Source organism: Desulfatitalea tepidiphila (genome assembly GCF_001293685.1).
Lineage (GTDB): Bacteria > Desulfobacterota > Desulfobacteria > Desulfobacterales > Desulfosarcinaceae > Desulfatitalea > Desulfatitalea tepidiphila.
Genome location: NZ_BCAG01000003.1, coordinates 2,776,472 through 2,792,457, shown reverse-complemented (window position 1 = coordinate 2,792,457; position 15,986 = coordinate 2,776,472). Strand labels below are relative to the sequence as shown.

At 58.9% G+C, this 15,986-nt stretch carries 14 protein-coding genes; 4 read left to right on the top strand and 10 right to left on the bottom strand.

Going from position 1 to position 15,986, the window contains the following annotated elements; translation table 11 throughout:
* Positions 1-22: 22 nt before the first annotated feature.
* The 5 genes from DFT_RS16925 to DFT_RS16905 form a co-directional block, all read right to left on the bottom strand.
* A complete protein-coding gene (locus tag DFT_RS16925) occupies positions 23-721 on the bottom strand; it encodes a type 1 glutamine amidotransferase (protein ID WP_054032321.1) in 699 nt (232 codons plus the stop codon).
* A 154-nt stretch (positions 722-875) separates the two neighbouring features.
* Positions 876-1,667 carry a PP2C family protein-serine/threonine phosphatase gene (locus DFT_RS16920; protein WP_152972033.1) on the bottom strand — a complete coding sequence of 264 codons (792 nt, stop codon included), beginning with the start codon at positions 1,665-1,667 and terminating at the stop codon, positions 876-878.
* Between the two features lie 14 nt (positions 1,668-1,681).
* Positions 1,682-3,343 carry a protein kinase domain-containing protein gene (locus tag DFT_RS16915; protein WP_369688334.1) on the bottom strand — a complete coding sequence of 554 codons (1,662 nt, stop codon included), beginning with the start codon at positions 3,341-3,343 and terminating at the stop codon, positions 1,682-1,684.
* A gap of 417 nt (positions 3,344-3,760) precedes the next feature.
* Positions 3,761-5,161 carry a multiheme c-type cytochrome gene (locus DFT_RS16910; protein ID WP_054032318.1) on the bottom strand — a complete coding sequence of 467 codons (1,401 nt, stop codon included), beginning with the start codon at positions 5,159-5,161 and terminating at the stop codon, positions 3,761-3,763.
* 65 nt (positions 5,162-5,226) lie between these two features.
* Complete coding sequence (locus DFT_RS16905; protein WP_054032317.1) at positions 5,227-5,790, bottom strand: cytochrome c3 family protein; 564 nt, start codon at positions 5,788-5,790, stop codon at positions 5,227-5,229.
* 317 nt (positions 5,791-6,107) lie between these two features.
* Between DFT_RS16905 and DFT_RS16900 the strand changes: the two genes are divergently transcribed.
* Complete coding sequence (locus DFT_RS16900) at positions 6,108-8,519, top strand: transporter substrate-binding domain-containing protein (protein WP_200907073.1); 2,412 nt, start codon at positions 6,108-6,110, stop codon at positions 8,517-8,519.
* 20 nt (positions 8,520-8,539) lie between these two features.
* Positions 8,540-9,520 (top strand): calcium/sodium antiporter, encoded by a 981-nt coding sequence (locus DFT_RS16895; RefSeq protein WP_235506251.1) that lies wholly within the window; start codon positions 8,540-8,542, stop codon positions 9,518-9,520.
* A gap of 42 nt (positions 9,521-9,562) precedes the next feature.
* Here the strand turns inward: DFT_RS16895 and DFT_RS16890 are convergent, their stop codons facing one another.
* Positions 9,563-10,162: a DUF2062 domain-containing protein gene (locus tag DFT_RS16890; protein ID WP_054032314.1), complete on the bottom strand. Its 600-nt coding sequence runs from the start codon at positions 10,160-10,162 to the stop codon at positions 9,563-9,565.
* 100 nt (positions 10,163-10,262) lie between these two features.
* Complete coding sequence (locus DFT_RS16885) at positions 10,263-10,709, bottom strand: DUF4124 domain-containing protein (protein WP_054032313.1); 447 nt, start codon at positions 10,707-10,709, stop codon at positions 10,263-10,265.
* Between the two features lie 203 nt (positions 10,710-10,912).
* On the opposite strand from DFT_RS16885, the gene DFT_RS16880 reads away from it, so the two are divergent.
* Positions 10,913-12,553, top strand: a complete 1,641-nt coding sequence (locus DFT_RS16880; protein WP_054032312.1) for an NAD+ synthase — start codon at positions 10,913-10,915, stop codon at positions 12,551-12,553.
* Between the two features lie 42 nt (positions 12,554-12,595).
* Here the strand turns inward: DFT_RS16880 and DFT_RS16875 are convergent, their stop codons facing one another.
* Positions 12,596-13,084: a CBS domain-containing protein gene (locus tag DFT_RS16875; RefSeq protein WP_054032311.1), complete on the bottom strand. Its 489-nt coding sequence runs from the start codon at positions 13,082-13,084 to the stop codon at positions 12,596-12,598.
* 474 nt (positions 13,085-13,558) lie between these two features.
* On the opposite strand from DFT_RS16875, the gene DFT_RS16870 reads away from it, so the two are divergent.
* Entirely contained in the window at positions 13,559-13,762 is a 204-nt protein-coding gene (locus DFT_RS16870; RefSeq protein ID WP_054032310.1) for a cold-shock protein, read from the top strand.
* A gap of 243 nt (positions 13,763-14,005) precedes the next feature.
* On the opposite strand, the gene mnmL is transcribed toward DFT_RS16870, so the two are convergent.
* The gene (gene mnmL, locus DFT_RS16865; protein ID WP_054032309.1) at positions 14,006-14,941 is read right to left on the bottom strand and encodes a tRNA modification radical SAM protein MnmL/YtqA; all 936 of its coding nucleotides are present in this window, start codon (positions 14,939-14,941) and stop codon (positions 14,006-14,008) included.
* Positions 14,942-14,965: 24 nt separating this feature from the next.
* Entirely contained in the window at positions 14,966-15,952 is a 987-nt protein-coding gene (gene dmeF, locus DFT_RS16860) for a CDF family Co(II)/Ni(II) efflux transporter DmeF (protein WP_054032308.1), read from the bottom strand.
* Positions 15,953-15,986 lie beyond the last annotated feature (34 nt).

Here is a 15,986-nt window from a genome sequence, read left to right as displayed (position 1 = left end):
GGGCCCCGCTGGGCGGGGAGCTTTAAGGGTGAAGTGTGAAGAGGGCGTCGAGCAATTTCTCCATGATGGCATTGATCTGTTGAAAACGCTGGGGGTCGGCCAGCATGGCCGCCGGTTCCTGGACATAGGTAGAGCCGTCCAACTCTTCGGCGCAGTGGTCGATCAGGGCCTGGGCCGAGCGGGGGGTGGTTTCCAGGTGGAACTGCAGGCCGACCACGCGGTCGGCCATGACGAAGCCCTGGTTGACGCAGGACTGGCTCGATCCCAGGGGCACGGCCCCGGTCGGCAAGTCGAAGGTATCGCCGTGCCAGTGAAAGGCATCGAAGACCGGGGGCAGCACATCGCGCAGCACGGTCGTTTGGGATTGATCGGCGCGGATGACCGGGAACCAGCCGATTTCGCGATGGCCGTTGGGCCGGACCGGGGCGCCGGCCGTGTGGGCGATTAATTGGGCGCCCAGGCAGATGCCCAGAACGGTTTTGTCGTGGTTCATGGCCGCTTCTATGAAACGCTTTTCGTCGGCGAGCCAGGGGTGGCGGGCCTCGTCGTGCACCCCCATGGGGCCGCCCATGACGATCAACATGTCGAAATTCGCCATGTCCGGCAGCGGCTCCGCCTGCCAGAGGCGGGTGACGGTCACGCCGTGGCCGCCCCTTTGGAAATAGGGCGCCATGCTGCCGATGTCTTCAAAAGGAACGTGGTAGAGGGCATGTACCCGCATTCAGGCCTCCCTGTATCCGTTTCGGAGTGGCGTAGGAAAAGGAAATGTCAAGGCAGGATCAATGATAAACGAAGTTTAACCGAACGCCTTGACTTAAGTCAAATGTCAAAAGGAAACATGCACCGCATGGAAAGCCGGCCTGGTCGGGATGGGATCATGGCCGGGCCAGGACAACGGTGATGTTGTCCGCGCCTCCGACGGCCAGGGCTGCTTCGACCAGGGCATGACCCGTGTCCGCAAGATTGGCTCTCCTGTCGAGGACCCGGCGCAACGTTTCCGTGGAGATCTGCTTGTGAAGGCCGTCGCTGGTCAACACCAGCAGATCCGAGGGCAACAGGGCCAACACGCCGGTTTCCGGCTCGGCAAAACCGCAGCCGATGTATTGGTCCATGACGTGGCGTGAGTAGTGGACCGCTGCTTCTTCCAGGGTAATCTCGTTCTCCGCGACCAGAAATCGGGCCAGGGTCTGGTCACGGGTCACCTGGCGTATCACCGCATCACGGAACAGGTAGAGACGGCTGTCGCCCACATGCACCCAATAGGCCTGGCGGCCTCGCAGCAGAACGGCCACGAGGGTGCTGCCGGTGCCGTCGAGGTCCGCGTCGCGTTGGCTTTCAGCCCAAAGGGCCAGATCGGCTTCCCTGGCGATGCGATCCAGGGTGTCGCGTTCGTGGCCCGGGGCGATGTCGGCGATGGCGGCAAACCGCGCATGTATGCTGTCGGCGGCATGGGCCGCTGCCGGCGTGGGACCCAGTCCGTCGGCCAGGGCCAGGAGCACCTCGTCGTGCCGCAAGGCATGGATCAGGTAGCGATCCGCATTGGTCTGCCGGGCAAGGCCGATGTGCGTCATGCCGAAACATTGCCGGCCGCCGATGACGATGCTTTGGCGGTCAGGGGCGGTGGTGCGGGTCTGGGGCATGCGGCATTCCCGGTCGTTGGTATTCACGGCGCGTTTCGCCGTCACGGTTCGATACAGTCGTTGAAGCTCAGCGTCGCACCCAGCCGGTGCGCCTCGGCCCTGAGCGCGTCCGCCACCGCTTCGAGATTGATCCCCTGTTTTCCCGCGAGGGTCAACATCAGCGAGACATGGTCGTTACGTTGGTCGAGCACGGTCGTGTGGCCTGGCGCAGGATAGTCGGCAATCAGCGGTTGGAGCTCGGCCATGGCTTGGTCCATGTTTCCGTAGCGTTGGTCGGGATCGCGGCGGCCGGCGGTGAGAATGAAGCGCCGCAACGGTTCGGGAATATGCGGGTCGAGGATTTTCGGATCGGTGATGTCGCGGGTCAAGTGCAGTTTCAGCAACCGTTTGGGATCGTCCTCGGGGAACGGCCGCTGGCCGGTGAGCATTTCGAAGGCGGTGATCCCCAGGGCGTAGATGTCGGTGCGGCCGTCGAGCGGGCCTCCCTCGATCTGCTCCGGTGCCATGAAGGCGGCCGTGCCCAGGCCGGTGAAGTCTTCGGTGCCGGTGGGGCAGGCCAGTCCGAAATCGAGGATCTTGATCCGGTCGTTCGGTTCTACGATGATATTGGCGGGATTGATATCGCGATGCACGATCCCGCGTTGGTGGGCATACGCCAGCGCGGCGCCGATCTGCCGGATAAATCGGGCCGCGAGACCGGGTGGCAGGGTACCCAGACGGCTGATCAGGGTTTTGAGCATCTCGCCTTTGACCTGCTCCATGATGATGAACAGCGTCCGGTAACGCTCGTCGAAGTCATAGACCTTGACGATATGGTCGTGCTCCAGGGAGGCGATGGTTTTGGCTTCGTTGTAAAAGCTCTCGAAAAATTCGGGGTGCAGGGCCATGTCGTGACGCATCATCTTGATCACCACCGGTGTGTTAAGCACGCTGTGAAAGCCTTTGTAAACGATGCTGAAGGCGCCGCGGCCGATGATATCGGTGGTCACGTACTTGCCGATGGTCCGGTAAGCGGTGGGCCGCCGGCTGTCGAACCGATCGGCCACCAGTTCGGTGATGAAATCCAACAGGTCCGGGTCTTTCTCGGTGAACGCGTCGAACTGGGCGCGGGTCATGACCCACAGGTCCATCTCCGTTTCCGCCTCCACGTGGGCGCGCCGCGGTTCGCCGGTCAAAATGCCCAGACCGCCGACGATGTCACCCGGGCCGTAGTGATCCACGGGGTGCAGTTCGCCCTCTTTTTCCACGATGACCAGGCATGCGCCGCTCTGGATGATATAGGCCGTGTCCTCGATTGCACCCTGGTCGACGAAGCGCTCGCCGGCCGCGACGCGTCTGCGGGTCATGCGGTCGAAAAAGGGACTGTGGCCTTTACGGTCGATGAAGTGCAGGAACCTCGTGTTGTGGGGCGTGGTCTGTTTTTGCGCGTGAACCGACCGGTAGAAATCGCAGTCGAGGCACGAGGCACGCTTTTCGGCAAACGATCCCTGCACGCGACCGTCGCAAAAGGTGCCGGAAACCGCCCAGCAGATGCGCCCGGCGCACGTTCCGGCATTGATGCCGTCGAACGAGTGATCGACCGCCGCCGGGCAAATGCCAAGCTCCCCACTCTTCGCGCCGCCCGGTTCACGGCCGCACTGCATGAATTCCCAGCAGTTGGACTTTTTGGCGCCGGCGTTTGGTTTGCAAGAAGACGATGTGATAGCGATTCACTCCCTTCGAGATTTTTTTGACTTTAAAACAACAAGGGATCGAGATAGTTGGGTCATATCGCGGGAGCAGACGCGGCGTCCTTGACTTGAGTCAAGTTTGACGTCACCGTAACACGTCCAATATCTGCGTTGTGCTCATCCCGTGGTCCTTGCGGCGTACGACAAGTACGCCTCAGGACATGGAATGTCGCACGCCTTGATCTTGAACTTGTTACGGCGCCGTCCGACAGCGACGTTTTACATAGCCATCAAGTGACAGAAAAGGAGGTGGAATTCGGAAATGTTGCTTCAAGTCGCTGAGAACAGACGAGGCGCCCGGTCCTGTCTCGGGCGCCTCGTTGTATGGTCGCGATTTGAACCGTGCACAGGATATCCCGTGCACGGTTCTGTGAACCTGCTTCTAACCCGTTACTTCCCGCCGAAAATCTTGGGCGGCCGGGTCGTATCGCCGGTGGCGTTGGGGAAGTCCTTGGCGATGTAAGCCTTCTGACCGGTTTCGATCAGGTGGTTGGCTTCTTCCATGAAATTGGCGAAGCGCAGCTTGACTTCATAGAAGCCGTGCCACCAGGCATAGTCTGGGGCCATCATCATGACGCCCATGCGCGCCCGGCGGCCTTCATGGTGCCAGAGTTCGTAAAATTCGACTTCGAGACGCTCGTCGAAGAACTTGGTCTGATCCAGCAATCCTTTTGAATTCAGTTCGTCGAACTTGGCCTTGGCCGGCTTGAAGTAGACTTCGTTGTACTCTTCCACCGCCTTGTCGTAGCCCTGGTAGAAATCGTCGACCCAGGCGTCGCTGTGACAGGCGAGGCAGACATTTTTCATTTTTTCGCGCTCCACCTTCCAGTCGGTGCCCGAAGGGAAGGCGGCGAAGTCCTGGGGCCGCACGGTGAGCGGGGCCTGCGTCTCCCAGGAGAGGCGTTCGGTGACGTCGTGGGTGCCCATGACCTTGCCCGAGCCGCTCATGTGGCAGGCGGCGCAGGTGGGCGCCCGGTAGTCGGTCCCCGGCGTCCAGGTGCCGGCCGCGGCCTTGAAGTTGAACTCGTCATTGAAGGCGTGGTAGATCGTGCCGTGCTTGGACTCTTCGTATATTTCGATCTGGGGATGATCCGGCCCCAGGTGGCAGGAGTCGCACGCTTCGGGTCTTCTCGCTTCGGATACCGCGAAGCGGTGGCGGCTGTGGCAGGAGGTGCACGACCCCTTGCTGCCGTCCAGGTTCAGACGCCCCACGCCCACGTTGGGCCAGGTGGTGGCATCGAGCTTGCCTTTGTCATCGATGGCCAGCACCGTGCCGTGGCAGTGGTAGCAGCCGGTCTTGCGCTCGTTGTCCGAATTCATGCCCTTGTTCAGCCAGGGATCGAGCTTCCACATGATTTCGATGGTGTTGGCGTGTTTGCTTTTGCTGTACTGGGTCACCTCGTCCGGGTGACAGCGGGAGCAATCCTTGGGCGTGACGACGGTGGCGACGGGTACTTTGTACTTTGCTTCGGCATAGGGAAGGTCTTTGCGGCTGTAAACCGCGTCATGCCCCTTGGCCACATCCTGATCTCCGGGCTGGGCCAGATGGCAGTCCAGGCAGGTGATGTTGGCGTTAGCATGGCGGCTGTTGGCCCAATCGGCAAACAGACCGGGGCTGGTCTGTTTGTGGCACTCGATGCAGGCGACCGCCTCCGGGGGGATGCTCCGCTCGATGCGGAACTCCTTGACCTTGGCAAAGTTGGGCTGGGCCATGGCCGGTGGCGAGACCCCGGCTGCGATCAGCGCCAGGATCGTCACAGCCGTAAAAATCAACACTTTTCGTCGCCTCATGGTTTTTGCTCCTTTCTTTGAAATATCCGAAAGCATTGACAGTAACCTGTGATCAGGATTTGTATTTAAAGTTTTCTCAATCCCTTGGCGTGATAGGGGAGTTTGCGGTACTGCTTGAATTGGACGGTTTCGCTGGGGTTGTGCACGAGATCCCAATGGCAGTCCACGCACTTGCGTTCGTAACCGGGCCGGGCGTAAAGTACCGAGCGGTGGGCCAGCATGGCGCCGCGCTTGTCCGGCATGTCCAGCAAGTTGCGATGGCACTTCTGGCACTGGGCATTGTCGAAGGAGGCGTAAGCGGCCTCCCTGTTTTTTTGCCGGTCGTATTCGTCGATGATGAAATGCATGACCACGTCCTTGGCACCGTGGAGCGTTTTGGCGAAGAAGAAATCGAAGGTCTTGTGGGGCGCGGGCAGATGGCAGTCCATGCAGTCGGCCACGAACCCCTGGGGATTGTTCACGTGGGTGGACGCACGCCACTCCCTCACCGCCGGTTTGATCTCATGGCACGTTGCACAAAAATCCGGTGTGGAGGTTCTCACCATGGTGTAGTAGGTCATGCTCAGCAAGGGAAAGGCGATCACCACGCCCACCCCGACCAGAATTGCCGCAATCACGTATTTTTTCATGGCTGCCCCCATGTGCGCTTGTCAGCAGTGTTGCGCCTTATCATTGAACAGCGTGCTGAAAATAGGTACAACAGCCTCGCCTCGTGCTCCGCTGCGCTGTCCCGGCTTTCAGATTCAATTTAAGTAACGGTTTTCAATGGGCATATGGCTGAAGGAGATCCAGCCGCTGAGAGAAATAGGTCACTTCAATTAACGTGAAATATCGATCCGTTGTCAAGGGGAAAAAGGCATTTTTGATGAAATTGGGAACTTTACGCCACCTTCGGGCTTTCGCTTTCTTGATTATTGCTGTGATCGGTGGGGTCGCAGGGCATGGCATGCATGCCCACCTTCTGGCCGACAATTCGGTGCAACTGGAAAAGCCCGTCCCGCGCCGAATCGTGATCGGAGGTGATCACAACTACCCGCCGTACGAATATCTGGATGAGAACGGCCGTCCGTCCGGATATAATGTGGATCTCACGCGGGCCATCGCCCGGGAGTTGGGGCTCGATGTGGAGATCCGCCTGGGGCCGTGGGAGCAGGTCCGCGATGCCCTGGCGCGCGGCGAGATCGATGCGCTGCAGGGTATGTTCTACTCGCCCGAGCGAGACCTGGCCTTTGATTTTACCGCACCCCATACCGTCAATCATTGCGTGGCCGTGGTGCGGACCGGTGAGGGGGAACCGCCCACCGCCGTCGCCGACCTGACCGGACGTCGCATCGTCGTTCAGCAGGGCGATATCATGCACGATTTTGTGCTTAAAAACGGCCTCGCGGATCGGATCACCGTGGTCGATGCGCAGGAGGACGCTCTGTTCGAACTCGTGCGGGGCAACCATGATTGCGCCCTGGTGTCGCGCCTGACCGCTCTGTACTGGATCGAAAAACAGGATTGGAAAAACCTGACCGTCGGACGGCAGCCCCTGCTCAGTCCAGGCTACTGTTATGCGGTGCCGCACAGTCACAAAGCGCTGCTGGCCCAGTTGAGCGAAGGGTTGAAGGCGATCGAGGCCACCGGCGAGTATCGACGCATCTATGAGCGATGGATGGGCGTATACGAAGATACGCATTTCGGTGTTCGGATGATGCTGGGGTACGTGGCTCTGGTTGCCGTGGCGTTGCTGGTGCTTCTTCTGGCCTTTTCCCTTTGGTCCTGGTCGTTGCGCAAACAGGTTGCCCGAAAAACCGCAGAGCTGCGCGATAGCGAAAATCGCTATCGATTGCTGGCCGACAACACCCTCGACGTGATCTGGGTGATGGACCTCGATCTCAGGTTCACCTATGTCAATCCGGCCATCACCCTACTTACCGGCCATACCCCGGAAGAGTGGATCGGTAGCCGGTTGCCGGACCATTGCGATGACGACAATTTCAACGAGATGGCCCGTGTGATCGCCGGAGAGCTGGAAAAGGGACCTGGGGGAGCCGGTGTCGTTTTCGACGTCGCGATGTTTAAAAAGAACCGTGAGCCGATCTGGGTCGAGATCCATGGCAAGGTGCTTTATGACGATGCCGGCCGGCCCGTCCGATTGCAGGGCGTGACGCGGGACATCACCGAACGCCATCGGGCCAACGCGGAGCGAGAAGCGCTGCAGGAACAGCTCAACCAGGCCCAGAAGATGGAATCCGTGGGGCGGTTGGCCGGCGGCGTGGCCCATGATTTCAACAACCTGCTGTCGATTATCATGGGGTATGCCGAACTGGTGCTCGAAGAGTTGCAGGACGGCCATCCCCACCACGCGCCGTTGCGGGAAATTTTCGATGCCGCCATTCGGGCCAGGGATGTGACCCGCCAGTTGCTGGCCTTCAGTCGCAAGCAACTGCTCGAGGTCAAGCGCCTGGATGTCAATGCCGCGGTGGCGGAGTTGGAACGCCTGCTGCAACGACTGCTGGGGGAGGATATTGAATTGCAGCTGCGTCTGTCGGATGAGCCGTTGACCGTGGCTGCCGACAGCGCCCAATTGACCCAGGTGCTGATGAACCTGGCGGTCAACGCCCGGGACGCCATGAGTGACGGCGGGACATTGACCATTGCAACCGGTCGGGTTGTGCTGGATGAGACCTATGCCGATCTAAAGTCCGGTGTGACGCCCGGTGATTACGCCATGATCCGGATCAGCGATACGGGCTGCGGCATGGACAAGGAGACCCTGTCCCGCATTTTCGAACCGTTTTTTACTACCAAGGGCAAAGAAAAGGGCACCGGCCTTGGATTGGCGACCTCTTACGGCATAGTCAAACAGCACGGCGGCAACATTTGGGCCTACAGCGAACCGGGGCAAGGCGCCACATTTAAAATCTATCTGCCGTTGAGCGACGCACCCCTTCCGATTCAGGTACAGCCGCCATCGACGGTTACCGTACATGGGATCGGCTCCGGCACTGCAACGGTGCTGGTTGTGGAAGACGACCCCGCGGTTCGCGCCATGGCGGTCTCCGTGATCCGGCGCGGCGGTTACGTCGTGTTCGAATCGGCTTCGGTCGGGGACGCTGTTGAGAAGGCCGCATCGCACGGTGCGCCCATCGACCTGGTGCTGACCGATGTGGTCATGCCGGGGATGAACGGCCCCGAAGTTTTTGCCAGGATCGCGGCGCATCATCCGGAAGCCCGGGTGCTCTACATGTCGGGCTACAGCGACAACGTGATCGCCCGGCAGGGTGTTCTGGAAGCAGATATTGACTTTATAGAAAAGCCGTTTACAGTCAACGGGCTCTTGGAGAAGGTGGTTGAGGTGCTGAGCCGATAACGCCGCAAGGGCAGGGAGGCGTGACGAATTCCATGATGTGGGCGATTTTAGCAGTGATATCCGGGTTGGCGCTGTTGGTATGGAGCGCCGATCGGTTTGTCGAAGGGTCGGCCGCCACGGCGCGGCATTTAGGGATGTCACCGCTGTTGATCGGCATGGTGATCGTGGGTTTCGGTACGTCGGCACCGGAAATGGTGGTGTCGGCCTTTGCGGCCGCCCAAGGCACGCCGGGTATCGCACTGGGCAATGCCTACGGCTCGAACATCACCAATATCGCCTTGATTCTGGGACTTACGGCCATGCTTAGCCCCATCGCCGTCCACTCCCAGGTGCTGCGTAAGGAGTTGCCGATCCTGTCCGGAGTCACCCTGCTGGCCGCATGGCAATTGTGGGACGGACGCATCACCCGATTCGACGCCCTGGTGCTCCTGTGCGTGTTCGCCGGCCTCATGGGCTGGACCATTTTCCAAGGGGTGCGACGCCCGGCCGATGCACTGGGCAGCGAAATGGCCCAGGCATTGGCGGAGAACATCATGCCCATTCGGCGCGCGATTTTCTGGCTGGTGGTCGGTCTCGTGCTGTTGATCGTCAGTTCACGCCTGCTCGTTTGGGGGGCCGTGGGAATCGCCAGCGGCTTCGGGGTGAGCGACCTGATCATCGGTTTGACCATTGTGGCGGTCGGCACTTCTCTGCCCGAGCTGGCCTCGTCGGTCATCGCCGCGCGGAAAAATGAACACGACATCGCCCTGGGCAATATATTGGGCTCCAACCTGTTCAATACCCTGGCCGTGGTCGGTATTGCGGGATCGATTCAACCCATGACCGTGGGGCCGGAGGTTTTCTTCAGGGACATGACGGTCATGGCCGCTTTGACGTTTTCTCTGTTTGTCCTGGGATACGGATTCAAAGGCCAGGGGCGCATCAACAGGCTCGAAGGTGCCATCCTGCTGGCCGTCTACATCGGATATTGCAGTTACCTGGTGATCAGCGTGTTAAAATAGCGGCCGGTCCGTTCCGTGGATGAAACCGCCCCATCCGCTGCGTCATGGCTTGCCGGGTTTCCCGCCGGTAGGGGCTGCGGCGGTTTTCTGCGTTTGAGATTTGTCTTTGCGCGGTTTACGCCGTCTTGTCTTTTTCTTTGCCTGGGATTTCAACTTACGTTGCCGTTTGAGTTCGCGCACCCGCTCCCGCACCCTCTGGCGGTAGACGGTGATGGCATTGAAGGCCAGATAATAGCCGATGACGGCAATGGGAATACCCAGAATTGCGCCCCCCACGCACAGGTCGAGTACGATCATCGGCGAATCTTTCAAGAGCTGTAAAAATCCGTCGAAATCAGGGGAGGTGGGCCAGCTCACGTGTTTCGTGAATCCGGTGATTTTCGAACCGACCCAGTAGGTGACCGGATAAATGAACGGTACGGTGAACACATTGGTGATGTTAACGCCGATGGCAGCGCCGATCTTGCTCCAACCGAGAATCGACGCGCAAATGACGCCGATGGCGATATGCATCCCGAAAAACGGGCTCATGCCGATAAACAAACCCAAGGCAAACCCCAAGGCAAGTTCCCGCGGGGCGCCTTTGAGTTTGATGAAGCGCTCGTAGATTTTCTTGGCCAGATTTTTCAGCGACTGGTACAAAGATCATCCCACCCGTGCAAGCCGGTTTGTGTCAATCCGAACAAAACCCGTGAGACGCAAACACACATTCCACAACTCGTGTTCCAGGTTCAGCCGGGCACTATTTCAATGCATCGATCTTTTCCTGGATTTGACGAATCAGATTGTCCCGCATGCCTTGGGTGAAAGTCGGACTGAGGGCCCTGTTGTTCAACGCATCGATCTGTTTTTGAAGGCGGTCTCGTTCGGCGGCGATCCGGGCCTCTTTTTCTTCCTTGGCCTTGCGTTCCGCTTCCGCCTTGCGCCGGGCGGCCTCCTCTTCCCTCTCGATGTCGGATTGGCGATTTTCCTGCTTGACCTCTTCGATCATCCGATCGAATTCGGGCCGCTCTCCACCTTCGCCATCCGAAGCCGCGCCCTCTTCGGTCTCGTAGTCCTCAACCCCTTCTGGAAGCTGGTTGCTGAAACGTTTGACGCCATTCTCATCGGTCCATATATAGATGGTTTCGGCGGCGACGGGGGAGACGATGAGTAACAGCGCGACGAAAACCATGGTGACTTTTCTCATGGGTATCCTCCTGGCAGATATCTGCTTTTTACATGATGTCATCTTTATCATGCGGACGAGCGCCTTGGCAATGTTGCGGGACTGAATCGAAATTGCATTTTAGGACCTTTGCGGATAAAAGATTCAGGTCTGTAGGTTAAAAGCAATCGGGCCCGGCCAGAGACATTCAACCCTCAGGTGGTCCGGTAGAACAGGTGCGTGTTATGAAAATTGCCATTTTTCAGGTGAATCCGCTTATCGGGGATTTTAAACGTCAATTCTCCTTGATCGTCGAGGGGAGTCGCCGGGCCATGGAGCAGGGGTGTGATTTGGCCGTTTTTCCGGAACTGGCCCTGTGCGGCTATCCACCCCGGGACCTTCTGGAATATGGGGCCTTCGTGACCGCCAATGAAAAGTGTCTGGCGGCCCTGGTCAAGGAGGTGCACGGCATCGGGGTGATCTGTGGGTTGGTCACCGGCAATCCGGATGAAACCGGTAAGGCCCTGTTCAATTCTGCGGTGCTGTTCGAGGACGGCCGGATATTGCACACCGCCAACAAGCAACTGCTGCCCACTTACGATGTGTTCGACGAGCAGCGCCATTTCGAACCTGGAACAGCCACCCAACCGGTCGACTACAAGGGCCATCGCATCGGGTTGACCATTTGCGAGGATGCCTGGAACGACAAGGATGTGTTCCGGCGCCGGCTTTATGCCCGCGACCCGGTGGCCCAGCTGGTACGGGATGGCGCGGACGTGTTGATCAATATCGCCGCCTCGCCGTTTCACAAGGGCAAGCGCGTCTTCCGCGATACCATGCTCGCGACCCTGGCGCGCAAACACAAGGTCACCGTCGTGTTCGCCAATCAGGTGGGCGGTAACGATCACATTCTGTTTGACGGCGCCAGCGCTGTTTTCGATGTCAGGGGCCAGGTCGTGGCCCGCGCCGCGGAATTTGCTGAAGACATGGTGCTGTACGATACGGCCGACGGCCGGGGCGAGATGCACCCGGTTATTGGTTCGGACACCGAGGCCGTGTTGCAGGCCCTGATCATGGGCACTCGCGACTATGTCACCAAATGCGGTTTCAGGAAGGCGGTCATCGGTTTGTCGGGCGGTATCGATTCGGCGTTGGTGGCCTATATCGCTGTCCAGGCCCTGGGTCCGGAGCAGATCGCTACGATATTCATGCCATCGCGCTACACCTCTCCGGACAACTACCAGGACACCCGCAATCTGGCCGGCAACCTGGGGGTCGACTATTCGATCATTCCCATCGACGGGTTGTACCAGGATTTTGTCCGCCTGCTCGTGCCGGACGCGGACGACACGGCGTTGAGTCTGACCGAACAGAACCTGCAGGCCCGTATCCGCGGTACGCTGCTCATGGGGGTTTCCAACCGGGACGGCTGCCTGGTGCTCTCCACAGGCAACAAGAGCGAGCTGGCGGTGGGTTACTGCACCTTGTACGGGGACATGAACGGCGGACTGGCCGTCATCTCCGACGTGCCCAAGACGCTGGTCTACGAGATATGCCGCTGGATCAACCGGGAGCAGGAGGTGATTCCCATGCGCATCCTGGAGAAGGCCCCTTCGGCCGAGCTCAAACCCGATCAGACCGACCAGGACGACCTGCCGCCCTATGAGGTCATCGATGCCATCCTCGAGGGCTACGTGGAAAAAGCCATGTCGGTCGATGAACTGGTGGCCGCCGGTCACGATCCCCAAGCGGTGGCCGATATCACGGCCCGCGTGGACCGCAACGAATATAAACGCCACCAGGCCGCACCCGGTCTCAAGGTGACACCCAAGGCGTTTGGCGAAGGTCGTCGCTTTCCGTTGGCCAAACGGTTCAATCCCCTGTAGCCGATTCGAGAGGAGAGGCGCCCTCGTCCTGGCTGAATCCCCTTACCTGGATTTGGTCTTGCCGCGCTTTTTGCGGTCCCACCCCCAGTTTTCGTAATATTGCCAGCTGGCGATGGCGTTGAGCTTCTTGATCTGCTTGTCTTTTTCCAGGAGGCTGGCCCGCAGGACGTCTCCGATGGACAGCAGTCCGATGAAACGTTCCTCTTTTCGAATGAGGATGTGGCGGATATAAAGCCCCAGAAACATCTCTTCGAGCCGCTCCACCGGCGTATCGGCATCGGCAAAATGAAGATGGGTCTTCATATGATCGCCGATAACGGCCTGCTCCGGATCAAAACCGGGACTGCCCGTCGCCCGCAGCAGGTCCCGTTCGGTCCAGATGCCGATAATCTCGCCTTCTGCTTCGATCAACATGGCGCCGACGTTGGCCGCATTCATCTTGGCGATGGCATCGGATAGCCGCTGGTCCGGGGTGACGCTGACCATGATCCCTGGGCCTTTGTCGTTCAAAATGTCTTCAGCCGTTTTCATAACCTTCTCCTTCTGAAGGGAATTTTCTGTAGCGATCGCATAGACGATCTATCTAGTGTCCGTCCACAAATAGGCAAATTGGGTCGAGATCAAGGCGCACGAAAAATTTAACCGCAGGCATATGGTCAATATCCCGAGGATTAAATTTTTCGTGCAACACCGATATCGGGCCAATTGGCCATTTGTGGATGGGCACTATCTATGGCCGCGATGTATGAGTCACTATAAGCATGAACCCTTGCTTTGCCACGCAACCCGATGGTTTGAGGCGGTCCTCCGGTGTCAGGATGGCAAAAATCGATAAAGAATAGATTATACTTGCTTTCTACAAAAAAAGTGCTACTGTACAGTCAATCAATAAAGACCCGATCTTCATTGGCGGGTAGTTTCGCGCTTAAGGAAAGTCCGACGTGTTCCAGGTGACATCCTCAAGTATGAAGCTTTGAGAATTTTTTAAGAAAGGAGGATGTTACTATGCCAAGTGGAACAGTAAAGTGGTTTAATAGCAGCAAAGGGTATGGGTTCATTGAGCAGGAAGATGGCGGACCGGATGTATTCGTTCATCACACCGGTATCAATGCCAGTGGTTTCAAGTCGCTCAACGAAGGCGAAAAAGTGACCTTCGATATCCAGCAGGGACCCAAGGGACCGTCGGCGGTCAACGTGACCGTTCGATAAATAAAGCTGCTTCAGCTTCAGGGCACACTCCCGTCATGGAAGTGTGCCTTTTTTATTGACCAGGACAGCGATGTGGCTATAGCTCAGTTTTTCCTGCCCTCCCACCGTCACTTTTCCGCAACCCAACAATTCTGACTGAATGTGATCCGAACCGAGGAGCCTGCTTTCAAGGCGTTGTTTGATGTAAAAATTCGGATGGCATCGGCCACCTGTTCCACCAGGGCCGGGTCCAATGAATGGGAGTCAGTTCGGAGCCCTGGCCGCAAACGCTTTGCCCTGAAAGCTATCGCGTTCCATCAGGCGGCGCCGGATCGACTCGAGTGTCTCTCTTTTCTTCAATGCCCAGACGGGGGCGACCAGTTCCTCCCGGTGGGGATCGCCGGTGAGTCTTTGAATCACCATCCGAGTCGGCAAACGCTCCAGAACGTCGCAGACCATTTCCACATAATCCGCCTGCTCGAGGCAACGATATGTCCCGGACCGGTAGAGGGCTTCCATGGGGGTGCCTCTAACCACGTAGAGCAGGTGCAGTTTCACGCCGTCGATGGGCAGGCGGGCTATGAAATCGGCCGTGGCACGCATGTCGTCGCCCGTCTCTCCAGGCAGGCCGAGGATGATATGTGCGCAAATCTCCATTCCCCGGCCGGCGGTGGCTTGTACAGCCGCTTCGAAGGTGTTCACATCGTGGCCGCGGTTGATGGCGGACAGGGTGCGGTCGTGGGCCGACTGCAGGCCATACTCGATCCAGACCATGTGATCGCGGGCATAATCTTCCAGTAGGTTCAGTTTGGCTTCATCCACGCAATCGGGCCGTGTGCCGATGGCCAGGCCCACGATATCCGGCACGGCCAGGGCCTCGTCATACATGGCCTGGAGTCGTTCGACCGGTGCATAGGTGTTGGAAAAGGATTGGAAATAAGCGATGAATTTCCGGGCCTTGAATCTTGCGGCCACCGCTGCCTTGCTGATGTCGAGTTGTTCGGTGATAGACAGTCCCCTGGAAAAGGCGCCGGTACCGGAACCGCGGGCGTTGCAGTAAATGCAGCCGCCGCGGCCCACGGTGCCGTCGCGGTTGGGGCAGGTGAGCCCGGCGTCCACGGTCAGCTTGTGGACCCGGCAGCCGAATCGGTCGCGGAAATAGCGGTTCAGGTCATAATATCGCTGCGGGGCGGGATGCATCGCTCTGCCATAGGATAAAAGCACTTATTTGGCAAGGCCGCCGTTGGTGGTGAGGCATGGGCCGATGGTGCAGTCGATCACTTCCACGGTGAGATGGGCCATCTGTTCGATGGGGGCGAGCAGTTGCTTGTAATGGTCCGGCTGCCTGGGAAAATGGGTGACCACCGAGACGATGGCGGCCATCTGATTGGATCCGATTTTCCAGATGTGCAGATCGGCGATCCGGTTGTCGGCATCGGCCTCGATGAGATCGTGAATGCGCTGCACCATCTCCTTGTCCATGTCGCGGTCGAGCAGGATCCGCGCCGTATCTTTCAAAAGCCCCCTGGCCCACTGGGCGATGATCAGGGCGCCGACGATGCCCATGACCGCATCCATCCACACCCAGTTCCAGAACTTTCCCACGACCAGGGCCCCAATGGCCAGCACCGAAGTGAGGGCATCGGCCAACACATGAAGATAGGCGCTGCGCAAGTTGTGGTCGGGGTGGTCGTGATGGTGATGGTCGTGGTCATGCCCATGTCCCTGGTGAGACGCATCCGGACCGTGGCCGTGATGCGGTTGTTGCAGCAGCAGGGCGCTGGCCAAATTGACGACCAACCCCAGGACCGCCACCATCAGGGCCTCGTCGAAGCGGATCGTCTGGGGATGAAACAGCCTTTCGGCCGACTCGACGGCCATCAGCAAGGCCACGACGGCCAGTACCACGGCGCTGCTGTAGCCTCCCAGCACTCCGATCTTACCCGTACCGAAGGTGAATCGCCGGTCGCGGGCATGCCTGCGGGCAAAATGATAGGCCAGGGCCGTGATTCCCAACGCCGCCGCGTGGGTGCCCATGTGCCAGCCGTCGGCGAGCAGGGCCATGGAGCCGAATAGCAAGCCGGCCGTGATTTCGGCTGCCATGGTGACAACGGTAAGGCCGATAACCCACAGCACCCGCCGTTCGTTGGCGCGGTTCTGTATTTCAAAATCATGTGCATGCATCCATCGGTCGATATTGTGGTCTTGCATCGATCGGGTTCCTTAGCGCAGTTCGTGTGCTCCA

Excerpts from the sequence above, each read along its gene's own strand:
- DFT_RS16925 (WP_054032321.1), bottom strand. The coding sequence starts at position 721 with ATGCGGGTACATGCCCTCTACCACGTTCCTTTTGAAGACATCGGCAGC.
- DFT_RS16910 (WP_054032318.1), bottom strand. The coding sequence starts at position 5,161 with ATGAGGCGACGAAAAGTGTTGATTTTTACGGCTGTGACGATCCTGGCG.
- DFT_RS16905 (WP_054032317.1), bottom strand. The coding sequence starts at position 5,790 with ATGAAAAAATACGTGATTGCGGCAATTCTGGTCGGGGTGGGCGTGGTG.
- DFT_RS16900 (WP_200907073.1), top strand. The coding sequence starts at position 6,108 with ATGCATGCCCACCTTCTGGCCGACAATTCGGTGCAACTGGAAAAGCCC.
- DFT_RS16885 (WP_054032313.1), bottom strand. The coding sequence starts at position 10,709 with ATGAGAAAAGTCACCATGGTTTTCGTCGCGCTGTTACTCATCGTCTCC.
- DFT_RS16880 (WP_054032312.1), top strand. The coding sequence starts at position 10,913 with ATGAAAATTGCCATTTTTCAGGTGAATCCGCTTATCGGGGATTTTAAA.
- DFT_RS16875 (WP_054032311.1), bottom strand. The coding sequence starts at position 13,084 with ATGAAAACGGCTGAAGACATTTTGAACGACAAAGGCCCAGGGATCATG.
- DFT_RS16870 (WP_054032310.1), top strand. The coding sequence starts at position 13,559 with ATGCCAAGTGGAACAGTAAAGTGGTTTAATAGCAGCAAAGGGTATGGG.
- mnmL (WP_054032309.1), bottom strand. The coding sequence starts at position 14,941 with ATGCATCCCGCCCCGCAGCGATATTATGACCTGAACCGCTATTTCCGC.
- dmeF (WP_054032308.1), bottom strand. The coding sequence starts at position 15,952 with ATGCAAGACCACAATATCGACCGATGGATGCATGCACATGATTTTGAA.